We start from the raw sequence: 21,485 nt of genomic DNA on the forward strand, positions 1-21,485 counted from the left end.
CTATCTACCCGGACGTAGCGCCAGGTTGGCAAGCCTGGCGCTACGTCGAACAATGGGCGCCTGCCCTTCTGGAGAATCCGCTTATGCCGACCAGCCGTGCCGATGTCGCCACCGAACATGCCAGCCGCTATCTGCAGCAGCTGTGCAAGCACTGGGCGCACAAATTTGCTGTCGAGTTCGATCCAACCCATGGCACCATCGACCTGACGTCGCTGGGACGCACCGTCATGGACGCTGATGCAAGCACGCTGCACATCACGGTGTCGACCGACGAAGCCGGGTCGATCGAGCGCCTGGAAAGCGTCGTCGCCGATCACATCAAGCGTTTTGCCTTCCGCGAGGAACTGACCTTCGACTGGAAGCCGGCGACGTAATCTAGTCTTTGCCGGCCTGACCGGCCATCTCCAGCAGCGCCAGCACCGAGCGCCAGTTGCGCGCGGTGCCAGGCACCTTCAGAACACGCGGAATGAGGTTGGCAAACACTGATTTGCCGAGTCCGTCCGGCGCGCTGAGGTAGAGCACGTCTCCCTTGACCTCGAAGCGCTCGGGGCCGGTGCACTTTTCGGCCAGCCGTGCCACCTCATCGGCGGTCGGCTCACGCTCCAGCGCATAGGCATGGAGCTTGGTGTGGTCGGCAGCCGCTTCCGGATAGGGATTTTCGCTCACCAGCCGTTCGAACCAGGAGAGATCGCGCACCATGATGCGCGAATGAAAACCCCATTTCTTCTCGAAGGCCGCTTCGACCTGTTTGGTCAGCGCGGCCGCGTCGCCCTTGTTGGCTCGGAATACGACATTGCCGCTCTGCACATAGGTGGCGACATCGGAAAAGCCGAGATCCTCGAAGAACGAGCGCAACTCCGCCATCTTGACGATGCGGTTGCCGCCGACATTGATGCCGGAAAACAGGGCGATGAACACCTTTGCGCTCATATGATGAAACCCGCCAATGTCTCGTTGTCGGTGATGTCCTGATACTGGACGCCCTCGGCCTCGAAGTTTGCCTTCAGCAGGTCGAAATTGCGACGGTCCTTGGTTTCGATGCCGATCAGAACCGAGCCGAAATTGCGCGCCGACTTCTTCAGATATTCAAAGCGCGCAATATCATCGTCCGGACCCAGCATTTCGAGGAAGTCGCGCAGCGCGCCCGGCCGCTGCGGGAAGCGGATGATGAAGTATTTCTTCAGGCCCTCGTAGCGCAGCGCCCGTTCCTTGACATCAGGCAGGCGCTCGAAATCGAAATTGCCACCTGAAACCACGGCGACAATGGTCTTGCCGCGTATTTCCTTCCTGAAAAAATCCTTCAATGCGTCGATGGCCAAGGCGCCGGCCGGCTCGAGCACGACGCCTTCGACGTTGAGCATCTCGATCATGGTCGCGCAGAGCCGGTTTTCCGGGATCAGCCGCACCGTGTCGGCAGCAAACTCCTTGAGATATCGCAAGGGTTCGCGGCCGATCTCGGCGACCGCAGCACCATCGACGAAGTTGTCGACCTTGGCGAGCTTGAGCCGTTTTCCTGCCGCGAGGCTGGCATGCAGGCTCGGCGCGCCGGCCGGCTCGCAAAAGACGAAACGCGCCTCCCGGCCCTGATCGGCGAAATAGTGCGTCACGCCGGCGGCGAGCCCGCCACCACCGACCGGCAGCATGATGATGTCGGGCATGCGTGCGCCCGGTATCTGGTCCGCGATCTCATAGGCGACCGTCGCCTGTCCCTCGATGATGTCCTTGTGATCGAAGGGCGGCACCATGTGGGCGCCAGAGCTTTCGGTGAATTCGAAGGCGGCGCGATAGCAGTCGTCGAAAAAGTCGCCGACCAGCTTGATCTCGACGAACTCGCCGCCGAACAGCCGGGTCTTGTCGATCTTCTGCTGCGGCGTCGTCACTGGCATGAACACCACGCCCTTCTTGCCGAAATGGCGGCAGACGAAGGCGAAACCCTGTGCATGGTTGCCGGCCGACGCGCAGACGAACAGTTCGGCCTGATTGCCGGCAGCAAGCGCCTTGCGGAAGAAGTTGAAGGCGCCGCGGATCTTGTAGGAGCGTACCGGGCTCAAATCCTCGCGCTTCAGCAGCACCCGCGCGCCGGTCTTTTTCGACAGATAGTCGTTTTCCTGCAGCGGCGTTACCGGAAAAATCTGGCGGATCGCCGCGGCGGCGACGGCGACGCGGGAGGAAAAACTGGTCATCGGAAAGTCACCTTGTGCCGCATGTCTGCGCGGACCCCTGTCATCAACCTGGCCGCACAGTGTCTGTCTGTTGCATCCTGACCTCGCGCAGCCGATCCTGCCTATTGCATATCCGGCCCCGCAACGCCATTGTCCGGCCTCCATGCCCTTCCCGCAAAGGGCATTCGCAGAATCCTTGCAAGTACTTGGGAGCGTTTGTTCATGCCTGTCGCGTCGGTCGGCCTGAAATCCATGTCGCTGCCGGAATTCGGCGAACCGACGGTGATGCCGCTGATTGCGCGGACCACCCATGAAGCGCGCATCAAGGCGCTAATCGCGCGCGGCGCCAAGGCCGGCTTCGATGCCTTCGCCGTCTATGGCGACCGCGAACACGCAGCCAATGTCGCCTATCTCTCAGGTTACGATCCTCGTTTCGAAGAGACCTTACTGGTGGTCGTTCCCAGCAAGCCGCCAAGACTTCTCGTCGGCAATGAGGGCTGGGGCTATGCCGAAATCTGCGATGGGCCTTACGAGCGCGTGCTCTACCAGACCTTCTCGCTCCCGGCGCAGCCACGCGACCGCTCGGACGCGCTTTCCGACATCCTTGCCGGCTGCGGCCTGAAGCCCGGCCAGAGGATCGGCGCCATCGGCTGGAAGCCTTTTGGCACCGGCGATGCCGGGTTCGATGAGATGGCGCTCGACCTGCCGTCCTTTATTGCCGATACGCTGCGCGCCTTCGTCGGCGACAAGGGCGCCGTCTTGAATGCCGCCAATCTTTTGATGAACCCCAGCGACGGCCTGCGCGCCATCAACGAGGCCGACCAGCTGGCTAGCTTCGAGTTTGCCGCGACCTTCACCTCGCAAGGGCTGCGCAATGTCCTGCGAGGTATCGAGCCCGGCATGACCGAACTTCAGGCGGCGCGACTGATGGGCATGAACGGCCTGCCGCATGGCTGTCACCCGATGCTGTCGGCGGGAAAACGCGCCGCCTATGGCCTGCCCAGCCCTCGCCTCGATGTCATCAACCGTGGCGACCCGGTCACCATGGCCTATGGCATCCAGGGCGCGCTCAATGCTCGTGCCGGGTTCCTGGCCGAGGGCGCCTCGGAGTTGCCTCCTGCCATACGCGACTATGTCGAAAAGCTGGTCGCGCCCTATTTCGCCGCAGTCGTCGACTGGTACGAAGCGATCGGCATCGGCACGACGGGCGGCGCTTTGTGGAAGGCGGTGCATGACCGCATCGGTGACCCGTTCTTTGGCGTCTCCCTCAATCCCGGCCATCTCGTCCATATCGACGAGTGGATGCATTCGCCGGTGTTTTCCGGCTCCGACATCAAATTGCGATCCGGCATGGCGTTGCAGGTCGACATCATTCCGGCGACCGGCAGCGACTACTTCACCACCAATATCGAGGATGGCATCGCGCTCGCCGACGCGGCACTGCGCGAGGAGATTGCGGCGCGCCATCCCGAGGCTTGGAGCCGTATCGAGGCGCGCCGTGCCTTCATGGCCGATGTGCTCGGCATCCGCCTCAAGCCCGAGGTGCTGCCCTTCTCCAACATCCCGGCGTTTCTTCCGCCATTTTGGCTTTCGCGCAACAGTGCGATGGCTGTAGTCGGCCGCTGACCACATTTCGACTGGACACGACTTAGTTCTGCCGCACTCTCCCTGTCCGGGAGGTGTCGCGGGGGTGGATGGGCCTTTTGGCCGGAGTTGGAATTTCAGACGTGCTTTTGAAGAAGATATTTTCGGTTGTCCTTGCCTTGCTCGTTGCCGGCTGCGCCGGCCCGCAAACCCAGGAACTGCTTGGCAGCGCAGTCATGTCCGCGCCGGTGACGGAAATCGCCGGCAACCACTCGATCTTCATCGCCACGACGCGCAAGAAATCCGACGATCCCAACAAGGTTTTCGATGGCGAGCGTTCGGCCACGCTGAACTACGCGCGCGTCAACGTCACCGTTCCCGGGCTCCACCAAACCGGCCAGATCGAGCGGCGCTCGCGCGGCAAATCGAATGATCCGGCCAAATATTTCATGGCATCCGAGGTCGTCGGCTACGACACGCAGCCGAAATTCTCCAGCGCGCTCAATGCCGATATCGCCGCGCGTGGCGGCCGCGTCATGGTCTTCGTGCATGGCTACAATACCGGCTTCGACGACGCCGTCTACCGCTTGACGCAGATCGTTCACGATTCCGGCTACCCGGGCACGCCGGTGCTGTTTTCCTGGGCCTCGGGCGCCAGGACCACCGACTATGTCTACGACAAGGAAAGTGCCAGCGCCGCCCGCGACCAGCTCGAAGTGACCTTGCGCATGCTGCAGCAGTCCGGCGCGCGGCGCATCGACATTGTGGCGCATTCGATGGGAACCTGGGTGACCATGGAAACGCTGCGCCAGATGGCCATCAGCGGCGACCGTGACCTTGGCGGCAAGCTGGGCGACGTGGTGCTGGCCTCGCCCGACATCGACGTCGACGTGTTCAAGAGCCAGATGCGGCGCTACGGCAAGCCGGACAAGCCATTCATCCTGTTGCTGTCCGACGACGACCGCGCACTGAGGCTGTCCGGCCTGATCGCGGGTTCGAGGCCACGCGTCGGCGATTACAAGGATGCCGCCGATCTTGCCACTTATGGCGTGACCGTGGTCGATCTTTCCAAGGTCAAGGGCAGCGACAGCTTCAACCATACGAAATTCGCCGACAATCCGACCCTGGTGAAGATGATCGGACAGCGGCTGCGCGACGACGACGGCTTCGCCAGCGACCGGGACGTGACCGACCGCATAACCCAACTCGGGCAGTAGATGCGCTGCCGCGGATTTCGCCGTGCCTGTTCACCATTGCCGAGGCACCATGCCACTTTGAACTGGACCGCGCCGGTCTCTGGCTCTATCGGAATGACTGGTGACGTCGCGCTTTTGACGTCCCCCTTTACGGGAGCCGTCGCGTGACCGTGCGTGTGAAGAGTGTCGTCGCCATTACTTTCGCGCTGCTGGTCGCCGGCTGCGCTGGAAATACGCACGATCTGCTCAACAAGACGACAGTCGCGGTGCCGGCTTCCGCCATCGCGGCCACGCATGAGATCTTCGTCGCCACCACCCGCCGGAAGGCGACGAAGGACCCGCGGCAGGTGTTCGACGGCGATCGTTCGCTGACCACCAGCTTCGCCCGGGTCGATGTCACGGTTCCGGCGAGCCATCAGGTCGGCGCCATCGAGCGCGCCAAGGGTTCCGCCAACAGCAATCCGGCCAAGGACTTCACCGCCAAAGACGTCACCTATTACGAAGGCGCGCCGCAATTCGCCAAGGCGGTCGGCGCCGACATCGCCATGCGCGGCGACCGCGCGCTGGTTTTCGTGCATGGCTTCAACAACGGTTTCGACGACGGTGTCTACCGGCTGACGCAGATCGCCCACGACACGAAATATCCGGGCACGCCGGTGCTGTTTTCCTGGGCGTCGAGCGCCAAGACGACGGGCTACATCTACGACAAGGACAGTGCCAACGCGGCGCGTGACGATCTCGAGGCGACGCTCAGGATGCTCGCCAAGACGCGGGTCAAGAGCATCGACATCATCGCCCATTCGATGGGAACCTGGTTGACGATGGAGGCGCTGCGCCAACTCGCCATCACCGGCGACCGCGATCTCGGCGGTAAACTCGGCTATGTCATCCTGGCTTCGCCCGACATCGATGTCGACGTGTTCAAGAAGCAGATGATCCGCTACGGCAAGCCGGACAAGCCGTTTGCCGTGCTGCTTTCAGGTGACGACCGGGCGCTCAAACTGTCTTCCCTGATCTCCGGCGACAAGCCGCGTGTCGGCGACTATGGCAATGCCGCCGACCTTGCCAGCTACGGCGTTTCGGTGGTCGACCTGACCAAGACCAAGGGCGGCGACGGTGGCCTCAATCACGCCAAATTCGCCGACAATCCGATCCTGGTGCAGTTGCTCGGAAACCGCCTGCGCACGCCGGCTGGCCTGGCCTCGGACGAACCCGATCCGGCACAGCTCAACAATATCGGCCAGGGCCTCGGCAAGGCCGTCGGCTCGGTCGCCGAGGTGGTCATCACCACGCCGTTGAAAGTGCTGACCATCGTCACCGGCGGGTGAGTGCCGGCCAAGGGATGTAGAAATTCGGGCCAGGCCGAGCCGGGATGGCTGATTCCGAGAACCGCAGCGGAGCGTACTTAATCGCCCTGAAGCATCCTGAACGGCTCTGTTTTCCGGGTGATTGAGCCTCTCGGCAAGTGTTTGCTTTGCAGCACGATGGAATCACACGGCCAACGGCCGATCACCACCCGACCAAATCAACGATATCGGCCAAATGCGAACGCTCGGTGCCGAACGTGAAAGGTGCTTCCCAGACGGCCCTTGAATCTGACGAAGGCTCTGGGAGGGCGCAAAATTTCAAAGCAATTACAACCACTTAATGAACCAGCCAACGCGAGTAGCGACGTTTCCGGGGTGCAACTACTTTTTCGCCTTCTGCAAACGGACCCAACTGCGAGGTGAAACCCATGTCGGACGAGCAAGTGCGCTGGCTTTTGAAGGTCATCCAGCCCGAGGCGACCTTGGCCGCCCTGCCCAAAGGCGCCAGCCTCGCCAGGGAAGCTCATGCCGGGCTCCTCGGCCTGCCGGTTGAGATCTACGCGACCGAACTTTGCCGCATGCAAAAGGAGGCCTCGGAAGCAGCCGACGCGTTGCTTGCCGACCCAGCCGCGGCATCGATGGTGGATCGTCTTCCGCTAAGGAAAGGGGACAAGGTAGTGGCGTTCGGCGACAGCTTGACGTCCGATCCCCAATCTTGGGCGGTAGTCCTTAGGGAAATGCTGGCGAGGCGTCGCGGCACCCACGGGATTTCGTTGACCATCAGCGCAGTCGCAGGCGAGACGACCACGCACGGTCTCGTGCGGGTCGCAAATGTCATCAATTCCCGGCCCGACTGGATACTCTTCCTCTTCGGTACGAATGACGCCCGCACGCAAGGCCCGCACCCCACGAAGACGCTCGTTCATCATGAGGAGACCGCGCGCAACATTGCCGAACTGCGGCAGCGCGTTTCAGGAGAGACCACGGCGAACTGTATCTGGATTACTCCGCCTGCGGTCAATGAAGCGCAGGTAGCGGCCCATCGGGGCCGCCGCCTGCGGTCAATGAAGCGCAGGTAGCGGCCCATCGGGGCCTGGCCAGGTTCGGGGTTCGGTTCCGCAACGAAGACCTGGCGCGCGTCGCCAAGATCGTCCGCGAGGGCGACGGACCGGTTATCGACGCCTTCTCAACGCTGGGAAGTCCCCCTGCTTCCGACCTGCTCATGGACGACGGTCTGCATTTCACTCTGGCGGGCCAGAGGCGAATGGCATTCGAGGTGATCCGTGGCTGGAGCAAGCTCCAGTGAAACATCTCATCATCGGCGCCACGGGAAACATCGGCTCTCGGGTAACCCAGCGCCTCGTTGATTGCGGAGCGCGCCCGTCCGTTTTCGTGCGCAGCGCGAAGAAGGCCAAGGCCCTTTTCGGCGACCATGTCGATATCCATACCGGAGACCTCGAAAAGCCAGGCTCCCCGCTAAATACTGCGATGGCTGGGGTTGACGGTATATTCCTCCTGACTGATGGATCGGATCTCGAGAAGCGAGATCGCGCGGTCTCCTTCGCTGCCCGCCACGCAGGCGTACGACACATCGTCAAGCTCTCTACCCTGGACGTGCGAACCGGGATAGGCACCGGTCCGTGGCATGCACGCGGCGAGGATGCCATTCGGAGAAGCGGGGTGGCGTTCACGTTCATTCAGGCGGCCGGATTCATGTCCAACGCGCTCGGTTGGTCGCAATCCATCCGCCGCGAGGGCGTGCTGCGCTCGTCTACGGGTGGGGGCAAGATCGCATTCATCCATCCAGACGACATCGCTGCCGTCGCCACGGCCGCCCTGAGCACGCGCGACCACGACGGCCAGGCACTGGTGATCACTGGCCGCAAGGCGCTGTCCTATGGGGAGATGGCGGCCACGATAGGCAGAGCCATCGGCAAGCCTGTCGGCTTCGAGGAAATATCCGACCGGCAGGCGTACACCGACACCGTCGAATGGGCCGGGAAAGGCCCCTACGTCGATGCCCTTGTGGACATCTGGCGCGCGGTGCGCGAGGGCCGACTTGACACGGTGACGGACGGGGTAAAACGAGTGACTGGGCGGGAACCAATCCCGTTCGCTCAGTGGGCCGCCGAGAACGCCGCGTCGTTTCAATAGTGTTTCGCGCGGTGCCCTAAAAAGAATTCACATAGACCTGTACGGTACGGATCGCCTCGCTCCTGACGACATCACGCGAGAGGGCGCGCGCCTGGTGGACCGCTCCGTGCACGAGGGATTCCACCATGCGCGGAAGGACAAAAAGCATTCGCTCCGTCTCGTCGACGCTGTATTGCCTTTCGTCTGCGCGTGACAGCACTCGCCCGAAGGTGTGATGCAGCGCGTTCCTGAAGCCAACAGCGCCTTCCGGAACGGCGGACGAAACAATCTCGTGCAGTTCCGCAGCATCCACGTGCACGTTCACCAGACCTCGGACGAGTTCGCCTGTGAAGTCCTGCAGCGGAGCCGAGGCGTAGGCAGCCGTCGTCTGCCCGATAACCTGCCGTACATCGTCGACGTGTCGGTCATGAAGGGCGGTGAAGATTGCGCGCTTGTCGGGGAAGTACTGATAGAGCGATCCGACGCTAACGCCGGCGGCCTCCGCGATGCGATTCGTGGTGATGGCCTGGGTCCCGTGACGCTTCACCACAAGTTGGACCGCCTCGAGCACGCAGTCCACGGTCTGCCGCGAGCGTTGCTGTGTCGGCTCGCGCCGCCTAAAGGTTCTTTTGACCGTGGTCATGCTGCCTCACAGTATGTAGTTCGCAGGCCGACATCACCTGAATATCGACATACCCTAGACGAAGAGGTCGACCTTCTGGAATGTCGTCACGTCGATCAGCCCGACGTCGGAAATCCTCAGTTCCGGAATGACCACCAGCGCCAGCAGGGAGTGCTGCATATAGGCGTTGTTGAGGGAGCACCCCATCTTGCGCATCGCTTCGGTCAGTTTTTCGGCCTTGGCGGCGACGATCTCGGCGCGCTCGTCCGACATCAGGCCGGCGATCGGCATTTCGACCAACGCCAGTTCCTTGCCCTTGGAAAACAGCACGACGCCGCCGCCGACTTCGCCCAGCCGGTTGACCGCCAGGGCCATGTCCTGCTTGTTGGTGCCGACGCAGATGATGTGGTGGGCGTCATGCGCCACACTCGAGGCCATGGCGCAATCGCCCATATAGCCGAAGCCGGAGACGAAGGCGTTGGTGACGCCGCCGGTGCCCCGGTGCCGCTCGACCAGCGCGATCTGGCAGACATCGTTGCGGCGATCCATGGCGACCAGCCCGTCCTCGACGGCTAGATCCGCCTCCAACGCCCGCGTCGGCGCCTGGTTCTCGATGACGCCGATGACCCGCACCCGCACCTCGTTGGCGCCTTTGGGGGCCGCGATGTCGAAATCTGCCGCCTTGAGCTTCTTGCCCAGCTTGACGGTGTTCTTCGCCGTCTTCGGGTAGTCATAGGCCGGAATGTCGATGTCGAGCTTGCCTCCCTTGGCCAGCCTGGCGCCGCGCGCATAGACCTCATCGATGGTCATTGCGGCGAGATCGGAGACAATCAGCAGGTCGGCCAACCGCCCCGGCGAGATCGAACCGATCTCGCGTTCCAGCCTGAAATGCTGGGCTGTGTTGATCGTCGCCATCTGGATCGCCGTCACCGGCTTCAGTCCCTGTTGGATGGCGTGGCGCACCACCCGGTCCATGTGACCTTCGTGCACCAGCGTGCCGGAATGACTGTCGTCGGTGCACAGGATGAAGTTGCGCGGATCGATGCCGCCTTCGGTCACCGCCTTGACCTGCGAGGCAACGTCGTACCAGGCCGAGCCCAGTCGCAGCATTGCCTTCATGCCCTGGCGCACGCGGGCAATAGCATCCTCGGCGCGCGTGCCCTCGTGATCGTCCTCGGGTCCGCCGGCGACATAGCCATGGAACGGCAGGCCAAGATCGCGCGAGGCATAGTGGCCGCCAACGGTCTTGCCCGCCTTCACTGTCGCGGCGATCTCGCCCGACATCACCGGGTCGTTGGCGACGACACCGGGGAAATTCATCACTTCCCCGAGCCCGATGATGTTTTCCCATGTCATGGCTTCGGCGACATCGGCAACCGTCAGTTCGGCGCCGGCATGTTCCAGGCCAGGGGCCGATGGCACACAGGACGGCATCTGCACATGCACGTTGATCGGCATCGCGACCGCCTCGTCATGCATCAGCCGCACACCCGACAAGCCGAGCACATTGGCGATCTCATGCGGATCGATAAACATCGAGGTGGTGCCGTGCGGAATGACGGCGCGGCAGAACTCGGTCACCGTCACCATGCCGCTCTCGACATGCATGTGCGCGTCACAGAGGCCAGGCACCAGGTAGCGCCCGCCGGCATCGACCACCTTTGTGCCCTGGCCGATGGCGTGGCTGGCATTCGGCCCGCAATAGGCGAAGCGGCCGCCGGCAATGGCGATGTCGGTGCCGGCGATGATCTCGCCCGAGTGAACATTCACCCAGCGGCCGTTGCGGATGACGAGATCGGCGGGCTTGCGGCCCATGGCGACGTCGACCAGATGCGTCGCCATCTCGGTCCAGGGTTTTGGCTTCGTCGCATGCGCCGCCGGCTTCTTTGCCATGAAGGGACTCCTGTTTGCGCGACTGTGCCAAGCCTGCCTGGTTTTGACCAGCGTCAAACAGCGGATAGGCCTGCCCAATCGTCACAAAGGCTGCTAGGCCTTTACCTCGACCGTGACTTTCGCACCGCCGGCTGAAATCCGGTCCGCGAGACGCTGGAGTTCGCCCGCCGCGAAGGTGCCGTTGAGCATGACCTCGCCGCCGAGGATGGGTTCGACCAGGCGCGGCGACGCCACCACGGCACCGTCGACGCTGAGATCGACCACCTTGCCGACATTCGCCGTGGTGAAGTCGGCGAATGCCTTTGCGCTGTCCGGTGTCATCGTGAGGTTGAGCACCATCTGTACCGACGCCGCATCGGATACGACCGCGGCCCTGGCAATGGCGAGCATCAATGACTCGGCCCTGGCGAGGCCGCAGGCGAGCAGCACGATGGCTACTCCAGCGATGAGACGAGCCAGGCTGTTCATCAGGATTTTTTCCCTGCAAGACGACCATCTTGCACGGTGACATTCGCCCGGCAATGCCGGCTTTCCGCCGCCTTAAGGGATGCGGCTCGGCGAGCAACACACGGGCCGCAGCCAGAAATGGAATTCCGTTTTGTGGCAAATCGGTCTACGTTGGCTCCAAGGATTTTTCCGACGCTTTGTCCGGGGAGTTCGAATGTATCGCCTTGTGGTCGCAAGTGCCGGTCTTCTTGCCGTCCTGTCCATGCCGGCTTTCGCAGCCGACCCGACAGTCGATGTTCCGATGACCGCGCCCGGCTTCGACTGGACCGGATATTATGCCGGCCTGCAGGCGGGATATGGCTGGGGCCAGTCCGATATTTCGGGAACCGACGGTGGACCGTTTTCCGTCTCGCCCGACATTGACGGCGGCTTCGTCGGCGGGCACGTCGCCGGCCTATGGCAGTTCGACCAGGCGGTGATTGGCGCCGAGGCCGACCTCAACTATTCCTCGATCAACGGCACGGCGGAACTTGGCGGGCCCGGAAATGTCGTCGGTACCGACATCAAGTGGTTCGGGTCGGTCAATGCCAAGGCCGGATATGCGATGGATCGTGTGCTGGTCTATGGCATAGGCGGCGTCGCCTTCGCCGGTATCGAGACGTCGCAAGCCTCGGGCTCGGCATTCTCCGAGACACGCACGAATGTCGGCTGGACCGTGGGTGCCGGCGTCGACTATGCGCTGACCGACAAGTTCGTCGTCGGCGCCCAATATCGCTATTACGATTTCGGCTCCGAACACTATGACGGGTCCAACGGTTTCGTCGGCCGCGACCAGGATACGAAGCTGAACACCGTCGGCGTCAATCTCAGCTACAAGTTCTGAGCGCGGCCAACGGCGATCGGCGAGCGACGGCCCTCAGGTGATCAACAATTTCGGTGAGAGGGGCGGCCGGCGCCCCCAGTGGGCGGGGGAATGGGTTGGGCCTGGTAGACGCCGGCCTCGGCGGATCAAGTCCGCCGTGCAAACACCCTATCCCCTGCGCGCGGCGCGGATAATTCCGCGATCGCACCAGTATCGCCGCGCCCTCTCCTCTGGGGTGCGTGTTCAGACAGCTCAAGAACACGACTTGACGGCCTGTGTCTGGCATCTGAAAAGGGCTGGCCTGCGGACGTGGCGGAATTGGTAGACGCAAGGGACTTAAAAAGCGGCGACAGACCCAAAGGACCTCGGCGGCGGGCAGTATCCATGGGCAGCATTGACGCAGACGTGACTTGGCCGGCGCAGCACAAGTTGATAATTTACTTTAGGGTCTAGTACCCTCAGAATTAATCGCGAAGTCGCAGGAAACGCAGGCAGGTGGCTGGCCATGTTTCGAAACCACCCAATCCTGTCTGATATACTGGAGCTTGTTGGTGCGTCGCTCGGCGTGTTTTTGGTCGGGTTGATGGTTGCGTATCTGGTGGGGTATCTGGTTGGACACTTGCCGTCTGATCATGGAATACCTCGCGCGATTGGTGGCGCCCTGGCGTGGGTCATTATAGGTGGATTTCGTGTATATCGCAGAGAACACGAGAGACGCCGAGAGATGCATTGGAAATACCTAAAGGGCGAATAAGGAAGCCTAGGCCCACGGGCGGCTTGCTGCGAAAATGCGATTGATAGGACGCCTCCTAAGTATACGGCACGGCATGGATCATGCTCGAGGCAGGTGATCCGAGACCCCGACATCCATTGCGTCCGGACTTCCCGCCCTTGAAGGTGGCGCGGCTCCGAGGCTCATGCTAATCAACGGCTCAAACGTGTGACAAACCGTGTGACAATGCGGTGCCAAATCGTCACGATGTGACAAAGCGGGCGTGGCGAAACTGGTAAACGCAAAGGACTTAAAATCCTTCGCCTTCAATGGCTTGCGGGTTCAAGCCCCGCCGCCCGCACCAGTCACGAAAAGGGACTTAAAATCCCTCGATCTCTGATCGTACGGGTTCGATTCCCGTCGTCCGCACCACATTGTAATTAAAAGGCAATTGGCATTATTGAGTCGGCGCTGGCTACCCGAAGAAATTCCACGCGGGTAGCCGTGGGGGTAGCCGAGGATGGCAGAACGAGGGCCATATAATGGAATTCGACGATATCGTTTCTGGCAGGGAGGCGTTCCTGCGAGAGGCAATTCTGCTCGAAACGCAAGAGGGCCTGAGGCTTGATTTCAAAGCGCCGGCCGTCGCCAAGCAAGGCGCGGCCTTTACCCCGCAAGGCCAACTTACCAAGGATGGCCGAAACAGCTTGGCCAAGGCTCTCTCGGCCTTCAGCAACTCTGCCGGCGGTGTTCTGGTCATTGGAGTTGAATGCCGCAAGAATGTTGATGGGGTCGACTGTGCCTGTGATCTAGAACCGCTCCCCAATTGGAAAACCGCACTCAGTGCTGTGAATTCAGCTGTAGGCGATCCTTTGCAGCCCAAAATGGCGGTATCCGAGTGGGCGGATTCGCGTCCGAGGAGAATCAGAGCTTCGGCTATGTAGTTGTAGATGTGCCTCGTTCTGAGCGACGACCGCACCGCAGCGAAGCCGCTGATCTAAAGCAGTATTTTAAGCGCTCTGGCTCCGGGAGCTATGCGATGGAGCACTTCGACATCGAGGACGCTTTTCGCCGAACGACAGTTCCAAATCTCAAGCTGAGAACAGACGTTCATAAATTCAGGTCATCAGGATCGGACAGCTACTACAAAATCCGACTGTGGCTCGACAACGTTTCCTCCGTAACGGCCTTTTTCCCGTCAATTACTCTTAGCGATTTGACGGGAATCCAATTCGGCTGGGCCACTGACCGATTGCCATTCGTAACCTCTGATCAACGAGGCTGATAAAGTGACAGCCTACGGAGACTCCGAGTTCGTCATTCATCCAGGCTCGACGCGTCAGATCGCGGAATTTGAATTCCACGCGGCCTTTGAGAGCGGTAGCCCGGTGATCGTCGGGGATCGCATGCCGAATATGGCCTACCTTGCCTTTAATTACCGCATCGGCGCTCGCGACATGATTTCAAACGAACAGGCGATTGAAATCCGTCTTTTCCCAATCAAATGGTGATGGCCCGCCACCGTGAGGCAGCGGGCCAAATACCGGACGGTGCGGATTTTCAGTTCGCCTTTTGGCGGCTCTGCTTGACGATGTTTTGGCTCGAGCACACGTCTTCCGAGTTTGTGACAATCTGCTCGGCAAGGTCTCGTGCGATCCAGAGCAGGTGGCCTACTTCGTCGATATCGGGGGTCTCAAAAACCTTTTGCTCGATGACGTTGATGAGGGTCGACAACTTCCTGAGATCGCCTTGAAGGTCGTCCAGATTCTCGTAGGACCGGGTCATTTAGATCACCAGCAGCGTTCGGACGATCTGTTGAGCAAGCCGCACATTCGTTGTGCGCTGCCCGTTGTAGGCGCTCCCCCATGGCGAAGCGCCGGCATCATCGACAACAACGAGATGTAGAGTTCCGCGATCACACCATATCCAGGGATCGCCTTCGGTATATTAGCATCTGCTTGCGGCGGACCTGATGTCCGCTTGGCCGGCGTCATCCCCAAAGCCCACCCCAACTGGCGCCGGCCATTTTCATCAGCGCTTCTTCGCCTTCGGCATGATCTCCTCGATCCGCGCCTTCACTCCGTCCTGGATCATCGTGCTCGAGCGCCTGGGCCTCCGCCTGGTCCTTGGTGGTCAGGATGGTGCGCCAGTGCGGCTTGTCGAAGACGCTGACGATCTAGGTTGTGGCCGGCTTATGCTCCACCTTTTGCTGCTTCCATCGTTCATATTGATAAATCCCGAATATATTAGCAAATGCGTACATTAGTCAGCCGGACGCGCGCCCGTGGCCCAGCGGCTTTCCGCTGCCAGTCCCTCTAGCAACCAAGCTGCTGGGCCGCCGTCCTATGTCCCCCGTTTGGTGATTCGACGATCGGCTTCCTGTCGCGGTTTCGCTGCCGATCAGCTTCAAGTTGCATGCCGAACTTACCGTTTGTTGAGCAGATTAGCGCACCATCATATGGGGACATGGAATGTAGCTCGTACATGTGACTAAAGGCCCCGGCGCCTCACCCAGCGCCGGGGCTTTTCGCATCTAGGAAGCATGTGGATGGCAAGCTCGCCGGACGAAGACCCCAACAACCTCAAGCCCGGCGAGCCTACAACCTGACCAGAGTACGCGATCAGGGCCGGGATCAACCGGCGCGCTGTCAGACGCAAAAGGAGTGCCAGTGCCGCCGTCCCGAAATGGCACAAATCGGGGGAAAACGGCCGCTCAGGGTTTTGTTGCAGACTTGCTAACGTTACGGTCACGCCAGCCGGCTTGCCCGAGCCGGTTAGGCCCGACGGTCAACCAAACCCACCCCAACGGGGACTGTCGGGCCGCAGGAAGTCCCGAGGCGCGCGTTCTTGCCCTCCGCTAATCTCCTAAGCCACCGAAGCCTGCCGCGCGTCCTGGCGCCCGCCTGTGGCCAGCCCGATAGCCGAGCTCTTCCTCGGCTTCCTTGGGAATGACGGTCTCCGGATCGTTTTCGTCGAGCAGTCCGGCACAGGCCTCGATCAGCGGCTCGCGATGGCCGGTGACGTAGGCGGGATAGCGGAACTGGCGCCATCACCAGCAGCTACGTCGTACAGCACCAGCGTTAGCCGCGTCGTTTCCGTTGCCCCAAGCGGGCGTTCTTCCTTGTTTGCTAAATGCGCGTGGTGCCCCTCTCTTGGCCGCCCGAATGCAGTACCGGCGACCCCTGATCGGCGCTTCGCTCATGATCTGGCCGAGAGCCTATCTCAATGATCCCGACCAGCGCGCGAACAAACTCAACCATATCGTTCGCCGTGATGGCTGCCTGGTCAGGTTCTTGCCCAATGTGCTCGGCGGCCGCGCAGCATGACAGGCGGATGTGATCGTAATGAGGATCCCTTTCATCCTCCGGCAACGTCGCCAATTTCATGGCCCGGCGATGAATCAGCCGGAGCAATTGTCCGAGAGCGGCTCCGACACTCATGCGTTTGCTCCGCATTGGTCAAACGTCCGGCGCTCCAAGGCGCGTGTCGGAACGTCGATGGGAGGTATCCCTTTGCCAAGCTGCATTATAGCCATTAATATATTGTTTATTGCTAATATATGATTTCCGGAAGCGTGGCCTCCATGGGATCGTAACGGCCTCGGCGCCAAGGCCTGAGGCGGAGCCTAGCCAGGCCGGCGCGGACCGAGTGATCCTGTCCTTCAAACGAGGCGCTGGATTTCCAGCGCCGGATCGCGGGCGGCATGCCTTTTATTGCCGGACGACGTCGCTACAGTCGCATCAGTCGGCAATTCCATCGCCAATATGCATCGCGGTTGGGCGGCACAGCGCCGAAGCAAGGTTCTTGCGCCGCCTTTCAAGCGAGCCAACAGTGCCTGCGCATTCGCAAAGCTATTTCGGAACGGGCAATGACAATAATGATAGATGGAAACGCCAGCTGGCGCGATATTGCGCGCGTGAGCGAAGGCGAATCTCTGGCGCTTGGCCAGGCGGCTTGGGCGAGGATCGCTTTTGCGCACCAGCTCGTGGCGGCCATCGTCGACAAGGGCATCCGCGCCTATGGCGTCAATACCGGGGTCGGCGCATTGGCCAGCAAAATCGTGGCGCCTGCCCTGCACAAGAAACTGTCGCGCAATATCATTCGCAGTCATGCGTGCGGCGTCGGTGACCTCGTGCCGAGGCGCGGTGTGCGCGCCATCATTGCCGCGCAAGTGGCGAATTTCGCGCATGGCCATTCGGGCGTGAGCCCTGCGATCGTCCGTAATTTGCTCACCTTTATCGAGCGCGACTGCGTTCCCGACGTGCCGTCCCGGGGATCGGCCGGATATTTGACGCACAACGCGCACGTCGCCCTGGTCTTGATCGGTGAAGGCAGCGCAACCGTGGCAGGTCGCTCGATGAGCGGGCTCGAGGCCCTGGCTGAAATGGGCCTGGAACCGTTGGAGCTTGGCGCCAAGGAAGGCTTGAGCCTCGTCAACGGCACCGCGTGCGCAACCGGCCTGACAAGCATCGCCGTGCGGCGGGCGGAACGTTTGTTGGCATGGGCCGACGCCGCGGCGGCTTTGACGCTTGAAGCCGCCGGCGCGCAATTGCCGGCTTTTGGCGAGGCGATCCTGGCGATGAGGCCCTCACCCGGCATTCAGGACGTGGGCAGTTCGCTGCGTGGCTGGCTTCACGGCAGCGAACTGATAGCGCTCGCCCACGGCACTCGCACGCAGGACGCACTCAGTCTTCGCGCCGTGCCGCACGTCCACGGCGCCGCCCGGGAGGTGCTGGATCGGTCTGCCGAGCTGGTCGACCGCGAATTGGCCGCTGTCACCGACAATCCCGCCGTATTCGGGTCCTTGAACGATCCTCAGGTTGTTTCAGAGGCGCATGCGGTCGCGCCCGCCCTCGGGCAGGCGGCCGACGGCCTGACCATCGCCTTGGCGCAGGTGGCCGGAATGAGCGAGCGTCGGATCGACCGTCTCGTCAATCCGCTTGTGAACAATTTGCCGGCCTTCCTTGCCGATGAGGACGGAGCCAATTCCGGCTTCATGATCGCCCAATACACGGCCACGTCGCTCAGCAACGTCAATCGGCGTCTGGCCGCCCCGGCGGCGACCGACGGCGGCGTCACATCAGGCCTGCAAGAGGATTTTCTCGCGCATCCAACCGTCGCCGCCAACAAGCTGCTGGCGGTGATCGACAACGCGGAATACATCCTGGCAATCGAACTCATGGCGGCCGCGCAGGCGCATGACTTCCTGGCCAAGCGCGGTGGCCGCGCGCCTGGTACCGACGCCATCTACCGAATGGTCCGGGAAAACATCGCCCACTATTCCGACGATCGGCCTCTGTCCCGGGACATGGAGGCCTTGCGCACCTTCATCCGCGAAATGGACGTCCCGGCCTGTCCGCAGCCCATTATGTGAGCCGCCCATTATGTGAGCCGCTTGCTCGTTGAGGCTCGCGGTCTCAGGCCTTCATCGGATTCAGCTTCAAATGCTGGATCAGGATAATGGTCTTGGCATCGACGATGCGGCCGTCGGCGATGCCGGCCAGCGCTTCGTCGAGCGGCATTTCCAGAACCTCGATGTCCTCGCCTTCTTCCGGCGCGCCGCCGCCGGCCGAGATGCGGTCGGCGGGCGAATAGCGGGCAACGAAGAACCATAGCCGCTCGGTGACGCTGCCCGGGCTCATGTAAGGCGAAAACAGCCGCTCAATCTTGTTCAGTCGGTAGCCGAGCTCTTCCTCGGCTTCCTTGCGGATGGCGGTCTCCGGATCGTTTTCGTCGAGCAGTCCGGCACAGGCCTCGATCAGCGGCTCGCGGTGGCCGGTGACGTAGGCGGGATAGCGGAACTGGCGCACCATCAGCACCGTCGAGCGACTGGGGTCGTAGGGTAGGATCACCGCGCCATCGCCGCGATCATAGGTCTGGCGGATCTGCGTCTCCCACTGGCCGTCACGCCGGCGATAGTCGAGGACGGTCTTTTTCAGCACCGCCCAGTCGTCGGAAAGAACCTCTTCCGAGCGGATGCGAATGCGATCTTCCATTGGACACCTCGGGTATTTGCTGCCGAGCGCAGGCGTAGCCTCGAACCGGCGCTGGCGCAATTGGGGCAGCGATTGGTCCAGCGGGCATTTCACTCTCTCGTGTGTGGTATGCACGACTTCCATTGCCTAAATAACGCGTTCCCCTCCCCGGAGCCCCTTTTCATGACCGCATCGCTTTTTCAGCCGATCACGCTCGACGGCCTCACCTTCCACAATCGCATCGCTGTCGCGCCGATGTGTCAGTATTCCGCGGAGGATGGCTCGGCTAGCGACTGGCATCTTTACCACTGGATGAACTTGGCCATGTCCGGCGCCGGCATGGTCACGGTGGAGATGACCGATGTCGAGCGGCGCGGGCGCATCACGCATGGTTGCCTCGGGCTTTATTCCGACGACAACGAAGCCGCTGCGCGCCGCACACTGGACGCGGCACGACGCGTCGCCGCACCCGGCACGAAGTTCGGCTCGCAGCTGGCGCACGCCGGCCGCAAGGCCTCGAACCGCAAGCCCTGGGAGGGCGGCGGACCATTGCAGCCGAATGAGGACCCCTGGCAGACCGTTTCGGCCTCGGCCATCGCCTATGACACCGGCTGGAACGTGCCGCATGCGCTGGAAGACGAGGAGATCCTGCAGCTCATCGAGCGCTTCGTCGAAGCCGCCAAGCGGGCCGAACGCGCCGGCTTCGACTTCATCGAATTGCACGCAGCACATGGCTATTTGATCTTCCAGTTCCTGTCGCCGCTGTCCAACCAGCGCACGGACCGTTGGGGCGGCTCGCTGGAAAACCGGATGGGTCTTGTCGTCGAAATCGCCAGGGCGGTGAGAAAGGCAGTGCCAAAGCTGATGCTCGGTGCGCGACTGTCGGTGAAGGACTGGGTCGATGGCGGCTTCGACGTCGAGGATGCGATCGAAGTGGCGAAGGCCCTGAAGGCGGAGGGCGTCGGCTATCTCTGCTGCTCCAGCGGCGGCAATTCGCCGTTGCAGAAACTGCCCACCGGCCCCGGCTATCAGGTTCACCTGGCGGAAGCCGTGCGCAAGGGCGCCGGCATCCCGACCCGCGCGGTCGGCCTGATCGACGATCCGAAGCAGGCCGAGGCTGTTATCGCCGAGGGCCGCGCCGACATGGTGGCGCTGGCGCGCGCCTTCCTCGCCGATCCGCGCTGGGGCTGGCGTGCGGCCGCCACATTCAGCGAAAAGATCCATCCGGCACCACAGCTCGCCCGCTCGGTGACGACGATGGAACACTGGATGAAGGCGGCGGGCTGATCGGACCATCCTCTTGATACCGGGGCCTCCCGATACCGTCCAGCCCTTTACAACAGCCCGCTTCAATTCTCGCCGCAAACTGTTACGTTGGGTGAGGCTGCGGCGGGCGCGGCCGGGCTTGGGAGGAAATCATGTCGTTCAAGGCAGTCTTGCCGGCTGCGATGCTTATGGTCGTCGCGGCGTTTTGGCTCGGTGCGTCGACGCCGAGCGTCGCGCAATATTGCGAAGGTACGGTACACGGCCTGTCTGGCCGCTACAATCTGGCCACCGGCAGCGGCTTTCTCGCCGTGCGGACACGGCCGAACTCGTCATCGCGGATGATCGGCCAGCTGTTCAACGGCGATCACACCGAAATCTTCGACCGGCGCGGCAACTGGTACCAGGTCGAAATCGGCGGCACGACCGGCTGGGCCAATGCACGCTGGCTACGCAACGATTGCGGCTACTGAGGCTGTTTTGAAAGTAGCTCCAGATGGCCGCCGGAGCAGACGTTCCCAAAACAGCCTCTGAGACGTTTGGGCGCAGGCTGACGGCCACTTTTGCAACCAAATTGGCTGCTTTGCGTTGCGGCCATGATGGACAACAAACCTTTTGAAACGCCGGTCGTGGTCGAACTTGGCCATGTCGGCAAATATCGCCATATCCGCAGTACCCAGGAAGCGGCGGAGTGTCTGATGACGGTGTGGCCGCTCAATCGCGGCCCGCGTCATCGTGATGCCCTCGACACTTGCCTCAAAGTGCTGGAAGGTTATCGTTCGACAGCGGAAGCGCGACGGGCATTGATCGAGGCCGCCAGGGAATCGGAAGTGCTGGTGCCCGACGACAGGCTGTCCGACGACCGGCTGCATTGAGCAGGCGGACTTTCAACCGGAGGTTTTGATGGCGAAGCTGACTTACAACATCGTCGAGCATGACGGCGGCTGGGCCTACAAGGTCGGTTCGACCTTCTCGGAGACATTTCCCACCCATCAGGACGCGCTGCGCGCCGCCGAGATCGCTTCGGCCGAGCAGCAGGTGGCAGGCGCGACGGACGGTATCCAGTACGAGGATGCCGAGGGCAAATGGCATGAGGAACTGGCGGATGGCCGTGACCGGCCGCAGACCGAAGTGTCCGACTGACTTTATCGCCAAAGGCCGCACGCCACGGACGTATGAAGAGAGGGACGTCTCGTTGCCAGTTGCGAGCCCTTACGAGCGATTATTTGCCACAATACTGGTCGTTCACGTTTCCCTGAGCATTCGCGTCAGGACCCGCAGTGTTCGACGCACAAGGGTCGGCCGCGCCCGAACTGCCAAGGGTATCCA

At 61.9% G+C, this 21,485-nt stretch carries 22 protein-coding genes, 1 tRNA gene and 1 pseudogene; 15 read left to right on the forward strand and 9 right to left on the reverse strand.

Going from position 1 to position 21,485, the window contains the following annotated elements; genetic code table 11:
* Positions 1-83: 83 nt before the first annotated feature.
* Positions 84-374, forward strand: a complete 291-nt coding sequence (locus tag HGP13_RS23030; protein ID WP_172229295.1) for a DUF2218 domain-containing protein — start codon at positions 84-86, stop codon at positions 372-374.
* Between the two features lies 1 nt (position 375).
* On the opposite strand, the gene HGP13_RS23035 is transcribed toward HGP13_RS23030, so the two are convergent.
* A complete protein-coding gene (locus tag HGP13_RS23035; protein WP_172229297.1) occupies positions 376-930 on the reverse strand; it encodes a DUF1697 domain-containing protein in 555 nt (184 codons plus the stop codon).
* Positions 927-2,183, reverse strand: coding sequence for a threonine ammonia-lyase IlvA (ilvA, locus tag HGP13_RS23040; protein ID WP_172229299.1), 1,257 nt, complete (start codon positions 2,181-2,183; stop codon positions 927-929). Before ilvA ends, HGP13_RS23035 begins: the two co-directional genes overlap by 4 nt.
* A 201-nt stretch (positions 2,184-2,384) precedes the next feature.
* Between ilvA and HGP13_RS23045 the strand changes: the two genes are divergently transcribed.
* The 5 genes from HGP13_RS23045 (at position 2,385) to HGP13_RS23065 (ending at position 8,403) form a co-directional block, all read left to right on the forward strand.
* Positions 2,385-3,788, forward strand: a complete 1,404-nt coding sequence (locus HGP13_RS23045; RefSeq protein ID WP_172229301.1) for an aminopeptidase P family N-terminal domain-containing protein — start codon at positions 2,385-2,387, stop codon at positions 3,786-3,788.
* A gap of 68 nt (positions 3,789-3,856) precedes the next feature.
* Entirely contained in the window at positions 3,857-4,963 is a 1,107-nt protein-coding gene (locus HGP13_RS23050; RefSeq protein ID WP_172229303.1) for an alpha/beta hydrolase, read from the forward strand.
* A gap of 143 nt (positions 4,964-5,106) precedes the next feature.
* Positions 5,107-6,270, forward strand: coding sequence for an alpha/beta hydrolase (locus HGP13_RS23055; protein ID WP_172229305.1), 1,164 nt, complete (start codon positions 5,107-5,109; stop codon positions 6,268-6,270).
* 407 nt (positions 6,271-6,677) lie between these two features.
* Positions 6,678-7,328 carry an SGNH/GDSL hydrolase family protein gene (locus HGP13_RS23060; RefSeq protein ID WP_210266320.1) on the forward strand — a complete coding sequence of 217 codons (651 nt, stop codon included), beginning with the start codon at positions 6,678-6,680 and terminating at the stop codon, positions 7,326-7,328.
* A gap of 223 nt (positions 7,329-7,551) precedes the next feature.
* Positions 7,552-8,403 carry an NAD(P)H-binding protein gene (locus HGP13_RS23065; protein ID WP_172229307.1) on the forward strand — a complete coding sequence of 284 codons (852 nt, stop codon included), beginning with the start codon at positions 7,552-7,554 and terminating at the stop codon, positions 8,401-8,403.
* A 16-nt stretch (positions 8,404-8,419) separates the two neighbouring features.
* Here HGP13_RS23065 and HGP13_RS23070 read toward each other — a convergent pair whose 3' ends face one another.
* The 3 genes from HGP13_RS23070 to HGP13_RS23080 form a co-directional block, all read right to left on the reverse strand.
* The gene (locus HGP13_RS23070) at positions 8,420-9,025 is read right to left on the reverse strand and encodes a TetR/AcrR family transcriptional regulator (protein ID WP_172229309.1); all 606 of its coding nucleotides are present in this window, start codon (positions 9,023-9,025) and stop codon (positions 8,420-8,422) included.
* Between the two features lie 54 nt (positions 9,026-9,079).
* A complete protein-coding gene (gene ade, locus HGP13_RS23075; RefSeq protein ID WP_172229311.1) occupies positions 9,080-10,897 on the reverse strand; it encodes an adenine deaminase in 1,818 nt (605 codons plus the stop codon).
* Positions 10,898-10,990: 93 nt separating this feature from the next.
* Positions 10,991-11,365 carry a hypothetical protein gene (locus HGP13_RS23080; protein WP_172229313.1) on the reverse strand — a complete coding sequence of 125 codons (375 nt, stop codon included), beginning with the start codon at positions 11,363-11,365 and terminating at the stop codon, positions 10,991-10,993.
* Positions 11,366-11,558: 193 nt separating this feature from the next.
* Here HGP13_RS23080 and HGP13_RS23085 point away from each other — a divergent pair, with 193 nt between their 5' ends.
* The 4 genes from HGP13_RS23085 to HGP13_RS23100 all read left to right on the forward strand — a co-directional run bounded on the left by HGP13_RS23085 (position 11,559) and on the right by HGP13_RS23100 (position 14,429).
* Positions 11,559-12,227, forward strand: coding sequence for an outer membrane protein (locus HGP13_RS23085; RefSeq protein WP_172229315.1), 669 nt, complete (start codon positions 11,559-11,561; stop codon positions 12,225-12,227).
* Between the two features lie 968 nt (positions 12,228-13,195).
* A tRNA-Leu gene (locus HGP13_RS23090) sits at positions 13,196-13,282 on the forward strand.
* A 178-nt stretch (positions 13,283-13,460) separates the two neighbouring features.
* Positions 13,461-13,862 carry an ATP-binding protein gene (locus tag HGP13_RS23095; RefSeq protein ID WP_172229317.1) on the forward strand — a complete coding sequence of 134 codons (402 nt, stop codon included), beginning with the start codon at positions 13,461-13,463 and terminating at the stop codon, positions 13,860-13,862.
* Positions 13,863-14,207: 345 nt separating this feature from the next.
* Positions 14,208-14,429, forward strand: coding sequence for a hypothetical protein (locus HGP13_RS23100; RefSeq protein ID WP_172229319.1), 222 nt, complete (start codon positions 14,208-14,210; stop codon positions 14,427-14,429).
* 49 nt (positions 14,430-14,478) lie between these two features.
* On the opposite strand, the gene HGP13_RS23105 is transcribed toward HGP13_RS23100, so the two are convergent.
* The 3 genes and pseudogenes from HGP13_RS23105 to HGP13_RS23110 form a co-directional block, all read right to left on the reverse strand.
* On the reverse strand, positions 14,479-14,703 hold the full coding sequence (locus HGP13_RS23105; protein ID WP_172229321.1) for a hypothetical protein: 225 nt from the start codon (positions 14,701-14,703) through the stop codon (positions 14,479-14,481).
* Positions 14,704-15,832: 1,129 nt separating this feature from the next.
* Positions 15,833-15,964, reverse strand: a pseudogene (locus tag HGP13_RS38035) (GDP-mannose pyrophosphatase); the annotation flags it as partial.
* An 82-nt stretch (positions 15,965-16,046) separates the two neighbouring features.
* Entirely contained in the window at positions 16,047-16,358 is a 312-nt protein-coding gene (locus HGP13_RS23110) for a hypothetical protein (protein WP_172229323.1), read from the reverse strand.
* 428 nt (positions 16,359-16,786) lie between these two features.
* Between HGP13_RS23110 and hutH the strand changes: the two genes are divergently transcribed.
* A complete protein-coding gene (hutH, locus tag HGP13_RS23115; protein WP_172234814.1) occupies positions 16,787-18,292 on the forward strand; it encodes a histidine ammonia-lyase in 1,506 nt (501 codons plus the stop codon).
* Between the two features lie 43 nt (positions 18,293-18,335).
* On the opposite strand, the gene HGP13_RS23120 is transcribed toward hutH, so the two are convergent.
* Positions 18,336-18,914: an NUDIX domain-containing protein gene (locus HGP13_RS23120; protein WP_172229325.1), complete on the reverse strand. Its 579-nt coding sequence runs from the start codon at positions 18,912-18,914 to the stop codon at positions 18,336-18,338.
* Between the two features lie 162 nt (positions 18,915-19,076).
* Here HGP13_RS23120 and HGP13_RS23125 point away from each other — a divergent pair, with 162 nt between their 5' ends.
* From HGP13_RS23125 to HGP13_RS23140, 4 genes are all read left to right on the forward strand, one after another.
* Entirely contained in the window at positions 19,077-20,180 is a 1,104-nt protein-coding gene (locus HGP13_RS23125; protein ID WP_172229327.1) for an NADH:flavin oxidoreductase/NADH oxidase, read from the forward strand.
* A gap of 131 nt (positions 20,181-20,311) precedes the next feature.
* Positions 20,312-20,629 carry an SH3 domain-containing protein gene (locus HGP13_RS23130; protein WP_172229329.1) on the forward strand — a complete coding sequence of 106 codons (318 nt, stop codon included), beginning with the start codon at positions 20,312-20,314 and terminating at the stop codon, positions 20,627-20,629.
* Positions 20,630-20,752: 123 nt separating this feature from the next.
* Positions 20,753-21,031, forward strand: a complete 279-nt coding sequence (locus HGP13_RS23135; RefSeq protein ID WP_019857850.1) for a DUF982 domain-containing protein — start codon at positions 20,753-20,755, stop codon at positions 21,029-21,031.
* A gap of 28 nt (positions 21,032-21,059) precedes the next feature.
* Entirely contained in the window at positions 21,060-21,299 is a 240-nt protein-coding gene (locus HGP13_RS23140; RefSeq protein ID WP_172229331.1) for a DUF2188 domain-containing protein, read from the forward strand.
* The last annotated feature ends 186 nt before the right edge of the window (positions 21,300-21,485 follow it).

The sequence above is a fragment of the Mesorhizobium sp. NZP2077 genome, from assembly GCF_013170805.1.
Classification (GTDB): Bacteria; Pseudomonadota; Alphaproteobacteria; order Rhizobiales; family Rhizobiaceae; genus Mesorhizobium.